Below are 14,113 nucleotides of genomic sequence, written 5' to 3' on the forward strand. Positions count from 1 at the left end.
GGCACCCCTCAGACGTCCGCCACCGTGCGGAAACCCAGGTTCCCGCTGGAGGAATCGGGCGTGTTCGCGGTGCGGGCGGCCACGCGGTAGCGGTTGCAGTACGAGTCGTGGCACAGGTACGAGCCGCCGCGCATCGAGCGGTGCGTGCCGGTGTCGTCGAACGGGTCCGCGCACCATTCCCACACGTTGCCGGACACGTTGTACAGCCCGAAACCGTTGGGCTGGAAGGCATCCACGGGCGCCGTCCCGGCGTAGCCGTCGTCCTCGGTGTTGCGCACCGGGAACCTGCCCTGCCAGATGTTGCACCGGTGCTCGCCGCCCGGGGTCAGCTCGTCGCCCCACGGGTAGCGGGCCTGGTCGAGCCCGCCGCGCGCGGCGTACTCCCACTCGGCCTCCGTCGGCAGCCGTGAACCCGCCCAGGCGCAGTAGGCGTTCGCGTCGTTCCAGGAGACGTGCACCACGGGGTGGTCCCAGCGTTCGTCCACCGAGGAGCCCGGTCCCTCCGGCGCGGCCCAGTAGGCGCCGGAAACCCCGCACCACCAAGGCGTCTGCTCCGGCCGCGCGGAGGTCTTCCGCAGCGGGCCGGGCACGAACTTCGCGAACACGAACGTCCAGCCGAACTTCTCCGCCTCGGTCCGGTAGCCGGTGGCGTCGGCGAACTCGGCGAACCGGGCGTTCGACACCGCGAAGGCATCGATCGCGAACGGGCGGACGGTCACCTCACGGACGGGCCCCTCGTGGTCGTCGGGGAACCCGTCCGGATCCTCGGTGCCCATCCGGAAGGTGCCGCCGGGCAGCACGAGCTTCCCCTCGGCGCGCCCGGCGGAGCCGGACGGCGCGGCAACGGTGGATTCCCCGCCGGAGCGGGACGGCGGACAGCAACTGGACACGGGCATTCCTCCTCGCCCCAGCACAGTAGCCGCCCGGCGCGCCCAGCCCCGGCCCGCGGGCGGCCACCACACCCACCCGAGCGGCCAACACACCCGCGCGAGCGGCCAAGACATCGACGTGGGCGGCCAAGACGCCGGGGTCCACTTCGGACAGATCACCGGCCGCTACCTCCGTCAGCCCCGCACCCCCGACCCGCACCCCGCGCCGGGACGGAGTCTCACTCGTTCGTGTGATCCGCGTCGCCGTGACGAGACAACGGGGATAATTCGGGCACGATGGTGACAACCGGGAACACGAACGAGTCCGTGAACGACTGACGACATCGGGGGTGCCGTGGCCGGACGTTCGAAGGCCGCCGTCGTGCTGCTCGCCCTCGCGTTCGCCTTCCTGTTCGCGTCCCCCGCTGGCGGAGCCGTCCTCGAGTCGCCGGCGCCGGTCACGAGCACCGACTCCGAAACCCGCGGCCACGAACCGGCCGCCCCGGAGATCCGCGTCCGGCCGAACCCCGCGGCCCGCGAGGACCTCACCCCGCCGCCACCCGCGCCGACGCACTGGCCCGAGCCGCGCCCCACCGCGAACCCGGCACCCGCCGACCCCGTTCCCCCGATACCGGGGCCGGGCCCCGAACGCCTCTGCGTGCACCGCTGCTGAGCACAAGTCCTTTCCCCGCGCCCTTTTCCACTCTCCACAAAGGACTTGTCTTGTCTGCCGAACGTCTCGTCGACGCTGCCCGCACTTTCCGTTCCCGCATCTCGGGCGAGCGCACCGACTACGCCGCGCTCGCCGGAGGACAGCGGCCCGCCATGCTCTTCATCAGCTGCTCGGACTCCCGCGTGATGCCCGCGCAGCTCACCGACGCCGGCCCGGGGCAGCTTTTCGAGCTGCGCACCGCCGGCGCCATCGTCCCGCCCTACCCCGCCGGGAACGCCTGCGGCGTCAGCGCCACGATCGAATTCGCGCTGACCCAGCTGGGCATCCGGCACGTCGTCGTGTGCGGGCATTCGCACTGCGGCGCCGTGGCGGGCCTGCTCGCCGACGGCACCGGCGCCGGGCCCGCGCTCGCCCGCTGGTTGCGCCAGCAGCACCTCACCGGGGTGCGCGACGCTCGCGGCGACCACACTCTGCGGGAGGCCGTCGAGGACCACATCACCAACCAGCTGGCCACTTTGGACAGTCATCCCCGGGTGCGCGAACTGGGCGGCGAACTCACCGTCGAGGGCTGGTACTACGAGGTGCACACCGGCGCCGTCACCCGGTTCGACCCCGCCGCCCGGGCTTTCCGCCCGCTCTGAACGATCCCGCTCCCCGTGCCGGCAGTGCCGCCGCACACAGGCGACAACGAGGAGTCCTCATGCCTGCTTTCACCTTGCCCCGCAAGGAAAAACTCTTCCCTTCCGTGCGCCAGGACGTGACCGCGTCGCTCGTGGTGTTCCTGGTCGCGCTGCCGTTGTGCGTCGGCGTGGCCGTCGCCTCCGGCGTCCCCGCCGAGCTCGGCCTGGTCACCGGCATCGTCGGCGGGCTCGTGGCCGGGCTGCTGCCGGGCAGCAGCCTGCAGGTCAGCGGGCCCGCCGCCGGGCTGACCGTGCTCACCCTGGATCTCGTGCAGCACCACGGGCTCGCCAGCCTCGGCGCGGTCGTGCTCGGCGCGGGTCTGCTGCAGATCCTGTTCGGCGTGCTGCGCGTCGGCCGCTGGTTCCAGGCCATCTCCAGCGGCGTCGTCCAGGGCATGCTCGCCGGGATCGGCGCCGTGCTCATCCTCGGGCAGCTCTTCGCCGCGCTCGACCGTTCCGCCCCCGGCGGCGCATGGGCGAACCTGACCGGCCTGCCTTCGCTGCTGGGCGGCGGCGCTTCGCTCGCGGCGGGCGGCATCGCGGTACTGACCTTGCTGGTGATCGCCGTGTGGCCGCGGGTTCCCGTGGTTTCCCGGTACGTGCCCGCGCCGCTGGCGGCGGTGCTCGTCGCCGTGCTGGCGACGGCCGGGCTCGGCCTGCCGATCACCCGCCTGGAGGTGGGTTCGCTGGCCGACGTCCTGCAGCCGCCGGGCGCCGCGCAGCTCACCGGGCTGGTCAACGGGACGCTGATCGGCAGCGTGCTGGTGTTCGCGCTGATCGCGTCCGCGGAAAGCCTGTTCAGCGCCGCGGCCGTGGACCGGATGCACACCGGCCCGCGCACCGCGTACAACAAGGAACTGGTCGCGCAGGGCGTCGGGAACACCGTGTGCGGGGCGCTCGGCGCGCTCCCGATGACCGCGGTGATCGTGCGCAGTTCCGCCAACGTCAACGCGGGCGCCCGCACCCGGCTTTCCCGGGTCCTGCACGGGTTCTGGCTGCTGGTGTTCGTGGTCGCCGTGCCGGGCGTGCTCGATCTGGTGCCGGTCGCGGCGCTCGCCGCGCTGCTGCTCCAGGCCGGGTGGAAACTCGTGTCCCCGGCCAAGGTCGCCTTGGTGTGGAAGGAGAATCGCGGCGAGGCCGTCGTCCTGCTGCTGACCGCCGCCGCGATCGTGGCCACCACCCTGTTCGAGGGCGTGCTGATCGGCGTGCTCGCGGCGCTGGTCAAGACCGCGTGGGAGCTGTCGCATCTGCACGTCTCGGTCGTCACGGGGCCGGACGGCACCCGGCTGCGGCTGAGCGGGCACGCCACTTTCCTGCGCGTGCCGCGGCTCAACCGGGCACTGGACGAGCTCCCGGCCGACGGCGAGGCGGTGATCGACTGCGGTGGGCTCGGCCATTACGACCACGCCTGCCAGGAGACCGTCCGGGAGTGGATCCAGCGGCAGCGCGCCGTCGGGCGCACCATCACGCTCATCCCGCCGGCGCCCGCGCACCCGTGAGGACACGCGCCGCACGACGAGCCCGACGAGACCGGTGAGCACGCACAAACAGCACGCTGCCAGCAGCGCCGGCAACGGCCCCGGCGCCAGCGTGCCGCCGGTGTAGCCGAGGGTCACGTACGTCCCGGTCCACGCCGCCTCGGCGATGATCGCCGCGCCGAGGCAGCGTGCGGCCGGGAACCGGCTCAGCCCGGCGGCCGCCGCCCCGGTGGCGCGCCCGCCGGGCACGAACCGCAACGCGATGAGCACCGCGGGACCGTGCCGGCCGATCCGGTCCGCGGTGGCCTCCGCGAGGCGCCGGAACCGGCCACGGCCCGTACGGCGCCACAGCCAGCGCGCCACCAGATACGCCCCCGCGTCCCCCGCCACCGTGCCGGCGAGTACCGCGGCCACGAGCGCCGGAAGCGACACTTGTCCTTGTGCCGCAAGGGCTCCCGAGCCCGCGACGATCGCGGAGTTCGGCACGAACGGCGCCGCCGTGATCAGCACCAGGAACAGGTACAGCCACAGCGGAGCCGGTCCGCCGGCGGACAACAGCTGGTGCAGGCCCACCGGCGTACCCCCTTCTTTCGATCTTCTCCGACCAGGCTGCCGGGTGCGGAGCGCCGGCGGAATGCGGAAAACCCCACCATCCGGGGTGGGGTTCTTCCCGTGCCCTTCTGGCACAGTTGGGCGGGTGAGCACGCGATCGGCCGAAGAGTTCGAGGCGTACCGGGGCCGGCTGTTCGGGCTGGCCTACCGGATGCTGGGCTCCGCGCACGAAGCGGAGGACATCGTGCAGGAAACCTTCCTGCGCTGGGAAAAGGCGGATCGCGCCTCCATCGCGGCACCGGCCGGATGGCTGGTGAAGGTCGCCACCAACCTCTGCCTCAACCAGCTCGACTCCGCGCGGGTGCGCCGCGAGGCCTATCGGGGGCCGTGGCTGCCCGAGCCGGTGCTGACCGCCGACGGCGCGCTCGGCCCGCTCGAACTGGCGGAGCAGCGCGACTCCGTCTCCTTCGCGCTGCTGGTGCTCGCCGAAAGGCTGTCCCCCGCCGAGCGTGCGGTGTTCGTGTTGCGGGAGGCTTTTTCCTACAGCCACGGCGAAATCGCCGCGATCCTCGACCGGTCCGAAGCGAGCTGCCGTCAGCTGTATCACCGCGCCCGCGCCCGCCTCGCCGAGCTGCCCGAAACCGTGCCGCCGCCGGACAACGAGATCCGCGAGCTCGTCGAACGGTTCCTCGCCGCGGCCCGCGAAGGCGATGTGGCCGGTCTGGAGGAGTTGCTGACCGAGGACGTCACGTCGTGGGCCGACGGCGGCGGCCAGGTGCCGGTCGCCGGGCGGCCGGTGTCGGGACGGCTCGCCGTCGCCCGGTACCTGGCGGGCACGATCACGAAGTACGGCGCGTCGCTCGAAACGTCGTTCGCGGAGGTCAACGGGACGACGGCGGTGCTGGCGTGGGCCGGGCCGGAGCTGTCCGGGGTGCTCGTGCCCGAGTTCGACGGCGGCCGGATCCGCGCGCTGCGGATCGTGGCGGGGCCGGGCAAACTCGCCTTCGCCCGCGCCCAGGCCGGGGGCCTGTCACATCCGGGCGGCCCATCCGGTTCCTAGCGGTGTACCCCGAACCACCGGAGGAACGATGACGAACCCGATCCTGGTCACCGGCGGCACCGGCCACCTCGGCCGCGTGCTCACCGCGCGGCTGCGCGACGAAGGCCGTGAAGTGCGTGTGCTCAGCCGCCGGCCCGGCACCGGGTACACCGGCGACCTGCTCACCGGCGCGGGCCTGGACGCCGCGCTCGACGGCGCCGGTGTCGTCGTGCACTGCGCCAGCACGCTGGGGAAGAAGGACGTCCCGGCCGCCCGTACCCTGCTGGCCGCCGCGCGGCGGGCCGGTGTCCCGCACCTCGTGTACATCTCGATCGTCGGCATCGACGACTTCCCGTTCGCCTACTACCGCACGAAAAAGGCCGTGGAAGAGCTGATCGCGGAGTCCGGGATCCCGTACACCACGCTGCGCGCGACCCAGTTCCACGATCTCGTCGGCACCGTGTTCTCGGCGCAGCGGTGGCTGCCGGTCATGCTGGTGCCCGCCGGGATGCGGCTGCAGCCGGTCGGCCTGCCCGACGTCGCCGCGCGGCTCACCGCGATCGTGCAAGGCGAACCGGCCGGGCGGGTGCCGGACCTGGGCGGGCCGGAGATCAAGACCGTCACCGAGCTGGCCCGGATGTACCTGGCGGCCACCGGGAGCCGCCGCCCGGTGCTGCCGCTTCGCTTGCCCGGCAAGGCTTTCCGCGCCTTCCGCGAGGGCAGGCACCTCGCCCCGGACCACGCCGACGGGCGGATGATTTTCGCGGAGTTCCTCGCGGAGCGGACCGGCCATGCGAAGTCGTAGCCTCCGTGCCGGAGTGTGGTTCTGCGCGGCACTGGAGCTCGGCCTCGGGGCGTTCATCGTGTTGTTCCCGACTCGCTTCTTCGCGCTGAGCTGGGTCCACCTGCACCTGCCCTACAACGAGCACCTGCTGCTGGACTTCGGCGTTTCCAGCCTCGCGATCGGCGTCTTCCTCGCGACCGCCGCGGTGCTGCGGGACCGCCGCCTGACCCGCACGGCGCTCGCCGCGTTCCTCGTGTTCGCGGCCGGGCACGCGCTGATCCACCTGCGCTACCTGCACCACCTGCCGATGACGCGGTCCGTGCTGCTGGTTTCCGCGCTGACCGTGGTGGCGCTGATCCCGGCCGGCCTGCTTTTCCTGACCAGGGCCGGAAAAACCTGACCCGCTCACGCCACCCGCACCACGCGGCCGGGCACTTCGGCCGGGAAGCGGTCCAGCACGACGGGATCGTGCCCCGGCAGGTACCTCCCGCCGGGGCCGGCCAGCTCCTTGACGCGGTCGAAGGCGCCGTACATCCCGGTCATCGTGTGCACCAGCGGGGCGGGCCGGTCGTCCTCGAGGTTCTCCGCGAAATGCGCGGCGTCCGAGGCCAGCACCACCGGCCCTGCCGCGGTGGCGACCCGCACGACCTGCATCCCGGCCGTGTGCCCGCCCACGAGGTGGACGCTCAGCCCCGGCAGGATCTCCAGGTCCCCGTCGACGAAGTCCAGCCGCTGCCCCGCGTTTCCGAGGAACTCCAGCGCTTCCCCGTCGAGCAGCCACTGCTCCCGCGTGATCCGCCGGGCCCACGGCCCGGTCCAGTACTCGTACTCCTGGCGCTGCACCACGTACCGGGCGTGCGGGAAGTCCGCGACGGTTCCGGCGTGGTCGTAGTGCAGATGCGTCAGCACCAGCCGGTTCACCGCGGTCGCCGGGACCCCGAACTCGGACAGCACCTTCGCCGGTGGCTCGTAGGAGTCCAGCTCGCCGGCCCGCTCCGGCCGGATCCCGGCGTCGACGAGCACGGTGTGGTTGTCCGAAACCGCCAGCCACACGTAGTAAGCCGTGGGGTGCGGCTGGTTCCACTCGTGCTCGTCGCAGCCGAGGAAATGCTGCCCGCGCGTGCCGGTGCGGTGGCCATAGCACAGCGCGTACACGCGATACTCCGTCACGGCGCGACGGCCTCCTGCGGCACGCGCGCCTTAGGGTCCTTGAGGCCGAGCTTCGCGGTCGGCACGCGGAAGGTCTCACGGCCGCTGGCCACCGCGATCACGTTCACCAGGCAGAGCGCGGCGGTGAAGATCGAGACGCCGAGCCACGCGCCCTTGCCGTCCCCGGCGATCCCGGCCGCGAGCGTCGGCAGGAACCCGCTGATCGCGAACCCGATCTGGGTGCCGATCGCGGTGCCGGAAAGCCGCACCCGCGCCGGGAACATCTCGCCGTAGAACGCGGGCCAGACCGCGCTCGTCGCGGTGTACACGACGCCGAACATCAGCACGCCTACCACGAAGATCCACGTCCAGCTCCCGGCGGCGATGGCGCCGAGGTACGCGAAGATCAGCACCGCGCAGCCCAGCGAGCCCGCGATGAACAGCCGCTTGCGGCCCAGCCGGTCGGAAAGCTTCGCCCACAACGGGATCGTGACCACCGCGGCGATGTTGGCGAGCACCCCGACCCACAGCATCGGCGTCTTGCTCAGGCCGACGGTGTTGACCGCGTAGCTCAGCGCGTAGACGGTGAAGATCGTGCTCACCGAAGCGATCAGCGCGGCGACGATGACGCGCAGCACGTCCGCCCAGTGGTCGCGCAGCAGGACCGCGAGCGGCATCTTCGCCACCTCACCCGAGCGCACCTCGCGCTCGAACACCGGGGTTTCCTCCAGCGTGCGCCGGATCAGGTAGCCGGCGAGAACCATCAGCGCGCTCGCGAAAAACGGGATGCGCCAGCCCCAGGCCAGCAGGTCGGCCTGCGGCAACGCGGCCACCGGCAGGAACACCGCGGTGGCGATGATCTGCCCGGCCTGCGTGCCGCTGAGGGTGAAGCTGGTGTAGTACGCGCGCCGGTTCTCCGGCGCGTGCTCCAGCGACATCGAGTTCGCGCTCGCCTGCTCGCCGCCCGCCGACAGCCCCTGCAGCAGGCGAAGCGCCACCAGGAGGATCGGCGCGGTGATGCCCGCGGTGTGGTAGCTCGGCAGGCAGCCGACGAGCACCGTGGACGCGCCCATCAGCAGCAGCGTCAGCACCAGCACCCGCTTGCGGCCGAAGCGGTCGCCCATGTGCCCCAGCAGGATCGCGCCCAGCGGCCTGGTCACGTACCCGACGCCGAAGGTCGAGAGCGCGAGCAGCGTGCCCGCGGCCGGGGACGAGGACGGGAAGAAGATCTTGCCGAAGACGAGCGCCGCGGCCGTCCCGTAGATGAAGAAGTCGTAGTACTCGAGCGCGCTGCCGATCCACGCGGCCAAGGCCGCCTTGCGTGGTCGTGCTCGCTGGACGTCGGGCTGACCGGCCACGTCGTGCTCCCTTGCTATGCGCCGTTGCAGAAGGCCCCGGCCCACCGGGGGCCGTCGGACCAGTTATGTACCGCGCGGTTAATTAGGCATCTTCGGACGCCCGTCCGCCGCTGTCAAAGTGACGGCCGTCACATATGACCCAGTAGACAGCCTCAGGTGCGCAGTTTTAATTGCGCAGTTAAGACTGTAGATCTACGGTGAAGCCATGACCGACGGCGAACCGCTCTCCCCCACCGCCGCGCAGGCCGCGAGCGACACCTGGGTCGTCGTCGGGCGGCTGCTGCGCAAGCTCCGGTCGCTCGGCGGCGACGGCGACATCACCCCCGCGCAGACCTCGGTGCTGGTGCGGCTCGGCAAACAGAGCCCGGCCTCGGCCAGCGAACTCGCCGCCGTCGAGCAGGTCCGCCCGCAGTCGATGGCCAAGATCGTCGCGGCGCTGGAGGAATCCGGTCTGGTGCAGCGGAATCCGGATCCCGATGACGGCCGCCGCCAGCTCGTCACGCTCACCGCGCTGGGCCGGGAACGGCGTCAGGGCGTCAAACGCGCCCGCGAAGCCTGGCTCGCCCGCGCGCTGCAGGAGCAGGGCACGGAAGAAGAACTGCAGGCCCTCATCGTCGCGATGGGAGTCCTGGACAAGGTGGCCGGATCATGACCGCGGTCGAGGACCGTGCCCCCGCGTTCGACCGGCGGCTGATCGCCCCGATGATGCTGGGCTCGATCCTGAACCCGGTCAACTCCTCGATGCTCGCGGTCGCCCTGATCCCGATCGGGCAGGCGTTCGGCGCCCCGCCGGCGCAGACCGCGTGGCTGGTGTCCGCGCTGTACCTCGCGACCGCGGTCGGGCAGCCGGTGATCGGCAGGCTGGTGGACACCTTCGGCCCGCGCCCGCTGTACCTGGCGGGCACCGCGCTGGTCGGGGTCGCCGGGGTGCTCGGGATCTTCGCGCCGGATCTGTGGGTGCTGGTGCTTTCCCGGGTACTGCTGGGTTTCGGCACCTCCGCCGCGTACCCGGCGTCGATGTACCTGCTGCGCGCCGAGGCCGACCGCACGGGGATGAAGAGCCCGAGCGGGATCCTCGCGGCGCTGTCGGTGTCGAACCAGGTGATCTCGGCGATCGGGCCCACGGTGGGCGGTCTGCTGATCGGGCTCGGCGGCTGGCAGCTGATCTTCGGCGTCAACATCCCGCTCTCGGTGGCCTGCCTGATCCTGGGCACGCTCACCCTGCCGCGCGCGCTGAAGGGCCAGGGCGAGCGGCAAAGCGTGGACCCGCTGGGCATGCTGCTGTTCGCGGCGATGCTCACCGCGTTCCTGTTCTTCCTGATGGACCCACGGCGGTGGTACCTCATGGTGGTCGCCGTCGCGGCCGGGATCGCTTTCACACTGCGGGAAAACCGCGCGGACACGCCGTTCGTCGACCTGCGCGTGCTGCGCGGCAACGGTCCCCTGCTCGCGACCTACTTGCGGCAGCTGCTCGCTTACACCACCGCGTACGCATTCCTCTACGGCTACACGCAATGGCTGGAGGAAGGCCGTTCGCTCAGTGCGTCCGCCGCGGGATTGCTGCTGCTGCCGCTTTCGCTGGCGGCGATGGGCATCACGGCGCTCGTCGGCCGGACCCCGCAGGTGTGGGGCAAGCTCGTGGGCGGCGCGCTGGCACAGGTGGTCGCCTCCGTCGCGCTGCTTTTCCTCGGGACGGACAGCCTCGTCTGGTTGCTGGCGGCGGTCGGCGCTGTCGCCGGGATCGCGCAGGGCCTCAACGGGCTGGCGAACCAGAACGCCCTTTACGCGCAAGCGGATCCGGCCCGGATGGGCTCCTCCGCCGGGCTGCTGCGCACCTTCACCTACGTCGGCGCGCTGCTGGCTTCCGCCGCGAGCGCCGCCTTCTACGGCCACGGCGCCGACACCTCCGGCCTGCACGGCATGGCCGTGCTGCTGGTGTGTGTCTCCAGCCTGCTCTTCGTGGTCACGCTCGTCGACCGCCCCCTGCGCCGCGTCGGCCACGACGCGGCGGAAACCGTTTGACCGAAAGGAAAACCCCTTGCCCGTCACCACTTTGGACCCGAAGACCGCGCTGGTCGTGATCGACCTGCAGCAGGGCATCATGGGCATCCCCGGCGCCCCTTACGGCGTCACGGACGTCCTGGCCCGCACGGTCGAGCTGGCCGACGCGTTCCGCGCCCGCGACCTCCCGGTCGTACTGGTACGCGTCACCTTCGCCGCGGACGGCGCCGACGCCGTTCCCGGCCGCACCGACGCGAAGCAGCAGAGGCAGGCCCCGCCGCCGGGCTGGGACGAGGTCGTCCCCGAACTGGCCGGGCGCGGCGACGTCGTCGTCACCAAACGGAACTGGTCGGCGTTCTTCGGCACGGACCTCGAGCTGCAGCTGCGGCGCCGGGGCGTCACGCAGATCGTGCTGACCGGCGTGGCCACCAGCATCGGCGTCGAGTCGACGGCGCGGGCCGCGCACGAGCACGGCCACCACGTCACCATCGCGACCGACGCGGTGACCGACTCCGACGCGGACGCGCACCGCAACAGCGTGGAGAAGATCTTCCCCCGCCTCGCCGAGACCGGCACGACGGCGGAAATCCTGGCGCTGCTGGAGAAAACGCACGGCTGAGCCCGGCGGACGGGGCGGTGCCGGTTCGCCGGCGCCGCCCCCTTTTTCCTTCAGAGGCGCTGTTAGGAGGCGCTGTTCAGAGGCGGCGCAGTCCTTCGAGCACGCGGGTCATCACGTACAGGTGCGTGTCGGCCTGGTCGTCGCCGGTGAGGGTGCGGTGCACCAGCACCAGGTTCGCGTCGGCCGCGTCGCTGACGAGCACCTTCGCCACGCCCACCGGGACCCGCAGGCGGGAGGCCAGCTCGGCGATCGACCGCGGGCTGCGGCAGGCTTCGAGGATCGCGATCTGCTCCATGGTCTGCGGCGGGGCGCAGTCCTCCACCGTCGTGACCAGGGTTTCCAGCTCCAGCACGTAGTTCACGGCGGTGCGGCCGCTGGTCAGCGCGTAGGGCCGGACGAACGAGGTGTCCTCGAAGGGGTCCGGCTCGCGCGGCTCGGGTTTCGCGCGCGGCACCGGCGAAGGCTTCCGGTCCCGCGCCGCGGGCTTCCCGCCCGTGGCCCGGTGCTTGCCCGCCCCGGGGTTTTCGCCGGCGGCCTCCTCCGGCGCGTCGTTCCCGCGGTGCTCCGGGGACCGTCGCTCGCGGCGGGACCTTCGGTACATCAGCGGGGCCACTCCACCTCGCCGGCGTCGGGCATCGACATCGCGCCCTGCAGCTGGGCCCGCAGCTCGGGGGTCATGATCTGGCCGACGCGCTCGACCAGCATGGTCATCTCGAAGGCGACCTGCCCGATGTCGCAGCTCGGCGCGGCCAGCGCGACGAGACAGGACCCGTCGCTGATGGACATCAGGATCATGATGCCCAGTTCCATCTCGACCACGGTCTCGGTGACCCGGCCGGCCTGGAAGCACCGCGCCGCGCCCTGGGTGAGGCTCATCAGCCCGGACGCGGCCGCGGCCAGCTGGTCCGCGCGCTCGACCGGCAGCCGGTCCGAGGCGGCGAGCAGCAGTCCGTCGGCGGACACCACCACGGCGTGCGCCACCCCGGGCACGCGGAGCGCGAAGTCGTTGACCAGCCAGTTGAAATCAACTGTGTGGCGCTGCGCCGAGGTCACTTGTTCCTCCATGGATCCGGCGGCTTCCCCAGCATCCGCTCCCACCACCGCGTCGGCGGGTCCGGGCGGCATGCCGGGTGAGCGTAGCGGGAGCGAAAACGCAGCTTGCGACCGCCGTGATCTTCCGCGGGGCCGTCACGGGCCGACGACCTGCCATGATGCGGATAGCGAGCAAAGTCGCTACCCAGGGTGAGCGTCTTCGGCCGCTAGCCGCAGCAAGATCCACCCGAATGGAGCAATCCTTCCGGCGGCCCCTGGCGCTCTTGGTAGGGATTCCCCCGGTCAGGCCCCCACGACCGAGGGAGGTCGGACGAGTGCCGGTTTTGCCGGGTTCGGCCCGCGTGAAAGTGCCGCGGGCACCCCTGCCCGCGGCACTCCGCGTCCTTTGTGGACGGTCAGGCCGAGGCCCGGTCGCGGCCGGGCGAAGCGGCGGCGTCCTCCTCGCCGTCTTCGCCGTCTTCGGACCAGTCGATCTCGTAGGCGTCCGGGCGGTCCACGACGATCTGCGGCCGGGTGCGCGTGCAGTAGTCCCACAGCCAGCTGATCACCGCGCCGATCCGCTCCCGGATCCCGGACATCAGCACCACGTGCACGGCCAGCCAGGCCAGGAACGCGGGCGGCCCGGTGAAGCGCCGGTGCTTGCTGCCCAGCTCGGCGATCGCGGCGCCGCGGCCGATCATCGCCATGATCCCCTTGTCCCGGTAGACGAACGGGGCGCGCCGGCCGCCGCGCAGGTCGGCCAGGACGTTCCGCACCACGTGGTGCCCGGCCTGCTGCGCCACCGAACCGAGCTGCGGCAGCCGCTGCCCGGCCCCGTCGACGATGTTCGCGGTGTCGCCCAGCGCGTACACGCCTTCGAGCCCCGGCACGGACAGATCCGGGTCCACGTCGACCCAGCCGCCCTTGCCCTGCGGCAGGCCGGAGCCCGCCAGCAGCGAGCGGCCCTTGAGCCCGCCGGCCCAGACGACCGTGCGCGAGGAGATGAACGAGCCGTCCTTCAGCTTGACGCCGTCCTTGCGCACCTCGGTCACGCTGGCGCCCAGCCGCAGCTCCACACCCCCGGCCCGCAGCCGCTCCGCCGCGTAGGCGCGCGACTTCTCGCTGAAGGGCATCAGCACCTCGGGCAGCATGTCCACCAGGTAGACCCGCCCGGCCCGGGCCAGCTCCGGGGACAGGTAGGACGGGACGACGCCGGTCATGCTCTCGGCCACGGCGCCCGCGGTCTCGACCCCGGTCGGGCCCGCGCCGACGACCACCACGTTCAGCGCGCCGCGGTCGATGTAGCGGCTGTCGCGGTCGGCGGCGTCGAGCGCGCCGAGGAACCGGGACCGCAGGCGGGCGGCGTCGTCGAGGGAGTACAGCGGGAAGGCGTGCTCCGCGGCGCCGGGGATGCCGAAGAAGTTGACCTCCGCGCCCGCCGCCACGACGAGCACCTTGCCCTGGTAGCTGAGCCCGTCCGAGGTGGTCACGGTGCGGGTCTTCGCGTCGATCGCGGTCACCTCGGCCGTGACGACGCGCACCCGGCGGTCGCGGCGGAAGATCGCGCGCAGCGGGCGCGCGACGTCCTTGCTGGCTATCTGCGAGGTGGCGACCTGGTAGATCAGCGGCTGGAACTGGTGGTAGTTGTTCCGGTCCAGCAGCAGCACGTCGACCCCGCGCGCGGCCAGCCCGCGCGCCGCGTTCAGCCCGGCGAACCCGGCGCCGACGATCACGACCTCATGCGACGCGGCCTGCGTCATGTCCCACCATCTCCGATTGCTCGACAACACAGTTCTCACGCCCGGTTACCCGCCACCGCCGGAACCGACACCCACCCGGACCGGTGACGGCGGGGTCCACAAAGGACACCCCGGGTCAC

15 protein-coding genes and 1 pseudogene are annotated in these 14,113 nt (G+C 72.0%); 9 read left to right on the plus strand and 7 right to left on the minus strand.

Annotated features, from left to right (window positions below; translation table 11 throughout):
• Nucleotides 1-8: 8 nt before the first annotated feature.
• Nucleotides 9-896 carry a formylglycine-generating enzyme family protein gene (locus tag FPZ12_RS21995; protein ID WP_144750996.1) on the minus strand — a complete coding sequence of 296 codons (888 nt, stop codon included), beginning with the start codon at nt 894-896 and terminating at the stop codon, nt 9-11.
• Nucleotides 897-1,224: 328 nt separating this feature from the next.
• Here FPZ12_RS21995 and FPZ12_RS22000 point away from each other — a divergent pair, with 328 nt between their 5' ends.
• From FPZ12_RS22000 to FPZ12_RS22010, 3 genes are read left to right on the plus strand one after another with little or no spacing between them, the layout of a single operon-like run.
• Nucleotides 1,225-1,542, plus strand: a complete 318-nt coding sequence (locus FPZ12_RS22000; protein WP_150980446.1) for a hypothetical protein — start codon at nt 1,225-1,227, stop codon at nt 1,540-1,542.
• 50 nt (nt 1,543-1,592) lie between these two features.
• Nucleotides 1,593-2,183 (plus strand): carbonic anhydrase, encoded by a 591-nt coding sequence (locus FPZ12_RS22005; protein ID WP_208025949.1) that lies wholly within the window; start codon nt 1,593-1,595, stop codon nt 2,181-2,183.
• Nucleotides 2,184-2,242: 59 nt separating this feature from the next.
• Nucleotides 2,243-3,721: a SulP family inorganic anion transporter gene (locus FPZ12_RS22010; RefSeq protein WP_144752144.1), complete on the plus strand. Its 1,479-nt coding sequence runs from the start codon at nt 2,243-2,245 to the stop codon at nt 3,719-3,721.
• Nucleotides 3,722-3,835: 114 nt separating this feature from the next.
• Here the strand turns inward: FPZ12_RS22010 and FPZ12_RS47115 are convergent.
• Nucleotides 3,836-4,405, minus strand: a pseudogene (locus FPZ12_RS47115) (DedA family protein); the annotation flags it as partial.
• Between FPZ12_RS47115 and FPZ12_RS22020 the strand changes: the two are divergent.
• From FPZ12_RS22020 to FPZ12_RS22030, 3 genes are read left to right on the plus strand one after another with little or no spacing between them, the layout of a single operon-like run.
• Nucleotides 4,398-5,312, plus strand: coding sequence for an RNA polymerase sigma-70 factor (locus FPZ12_RS22020; protein ID WP_279537829.1), 915 nt, complete (start codon nt 4,398-4,400; stop codon nt 5,310-5,312). The pseudogene FPZ12_RS47115 and the gene FPZ12_RS22020 sit on opposite strands and share 8 nt — an antisense overlap.
• Before the next feature lie 28 nt (nt 5,313-5,340).
• Entirely contained in the window at nt 5,341-6,096 is a 756-nt protein-coding gene (locus tag FPZ12_RS22025; RefSeq protein WP_144752148.1) for an SDR family oxidoreductase, read from the plus strand.
• Nucleotides 6,083-6,475 carry a hypothetical protein gene (locus FPZ12_RS22030; RefSeq protein WP_144752152.1) on the plus strand — a complete coding sequence of 131 codons (393 nt, stop codon included), beginning with the start codon at nt 6,083-6,085 and terminating at the stop codon, nt 6,473-6,475. The genes FPZ12_RS22025 and FPZ12_RS22030 overlap by 14 nt, the downstream gene beginning before the upstream one ends.
• 5 nt (nt 6,476-6,480) lie before the next feature.
• Here FPZ12_RS22030 and FPZ12_RS22035 read toward each other — a convergent pair whose 3' ends face one another.
• A complete protein-coding gene (locus FPZ12_RS22035) occupies nt 6,481-7,245 on the minus strand; it encodes an N-acyl homoserine lactonase family protein (RefSeq protein ID WP_144752155.1) in 765 nt (254 codons plus the stop codon).
• On the minus strand, nt 7,242-8,582 hold the full coding sequence (locus FPZ12_RS22040; RefSeq protein WP_144752158.1) for an MFS transporter: 1,341 nt from the start codon (nt 8,580-8,582) through the stop codon (nt 7,242-7,244). Before FPZ12_RS22040 ends, FPZ12_RS22035 begins: the two co-directional genes overlap by 4 nt.
• 205 nt (nt 8,583-8,787) lie before the next feature.
• Between FPZ12_RS22040 and FPZ12_RS22045 the strand changes: the two genes are divergently transcribed.
• Genes FPZ12_RS22045 through FPZ12_RS22055 form a run of 3 tightly spaced genes read left to right on the plus strand, consistent with a single transcriptional unit; the run spans nt 8,788 to nt 11,202 of the window.
• Nucleotides 8,788-9,234, plus strand: a complete 447-nt coding sequence (locus FPZ12_RS22045) for a MarR family winged helix-turn-helix transcriptional regulator (RefSeq protein WP_144752162.1) — start codon at nt 8,788-8,790, stop codon at nt 9,232-9,234.
• Nucleotides 9,231-10,604, plus strand: a complete 1,374-nt coding sequence (locus FPZ12_RS22050; protein ID WP_243769965.1) for an MFS transporter — start codon at nt 9,231-9,233, stop codon at nt 10,602-10,604. Before FPZ12_RS22045 ends, FPZ12_RS22050 begins: the two co-directional genes overlap by 4 nt.
• A 16-nt stretch (nt 10,605-10,620) precedes the next feature.
• On the plus strand, nt 10,621-11,202 hold the full coding sequence (locus FPZ12_RS22055; RefSeq protein ID WP_144752165.1) for a hydrolase: 582 nt from the start codon (nt 10,621-10,623) through the stop codon (nt 11,200-11,202).
• 76 nt (nt 11,203-11,278) lie between these two features.
• Here FPZ12_RS22055 and FPZ12_RS22060 read toward each other — a convergent pair whose 3' ends face one another.
• The 3 genes from FPZ12_RS22060 to FPZ12_RS22070 all read right to left on the minus strand — a co-directional run bounded on the left by FPZ12_RS22060 (nt 11,279) and on the right by FPZ12_RS22070 (nt 13,994).
• Nucleotides 11,279-11,803, minus strand: coding sequence for a DUF742 domain-containing protein (locus FPZ12_RS22060; protein WP_144752168.1), 525 nt, complete (start codon nt 11,801-11,803; stop codon nt 11,279-11,281).
• Complete coding sequence (locus FPZ12_RS22065) at nt 11,803-12,267, minus strand: roadblock/LC7 domain-containing protein (RefSeq protein ID WP_144752243.1); 465 nt, start codon at nt 12,265-12,267, stop codon at nt 11,803-11,805. The genes FPZ12_RS22060 and FPZ12_RS22065 overlap by 1 nt, the downstream gene beginning before the upstream one ends.
• 383 nt (nt 12,268-12,650) lie before the next feature.
• The gene (locus FPZ12_RS22070; protein WP_144752172.1) at nt 12,651-13,994 is read right to left on the minus strand and encodes an NAD(P)/FAD-dependent oxidoreductase; all 1,344 of its coding nucleotides are present in this window, start codon (nt 13,992-13,994) and stop codon (nt 12,651-12,653) included.
• Nucleotides 13,995-14,113 lie beyond the last annotated feature (119 nt).

Source organism: Amycolatopsis acidicola (genome assembly GCF_007713735.2).
In the GTDB taxonomy this organism is placed as follows: domain Bacteria; phylum Actinomycetota; class Actinomycetes; order Mycobacteriales; family Pseudonocardiaceae; genus Amycolatopsis_E; species Amycolatopsis_E acidicola.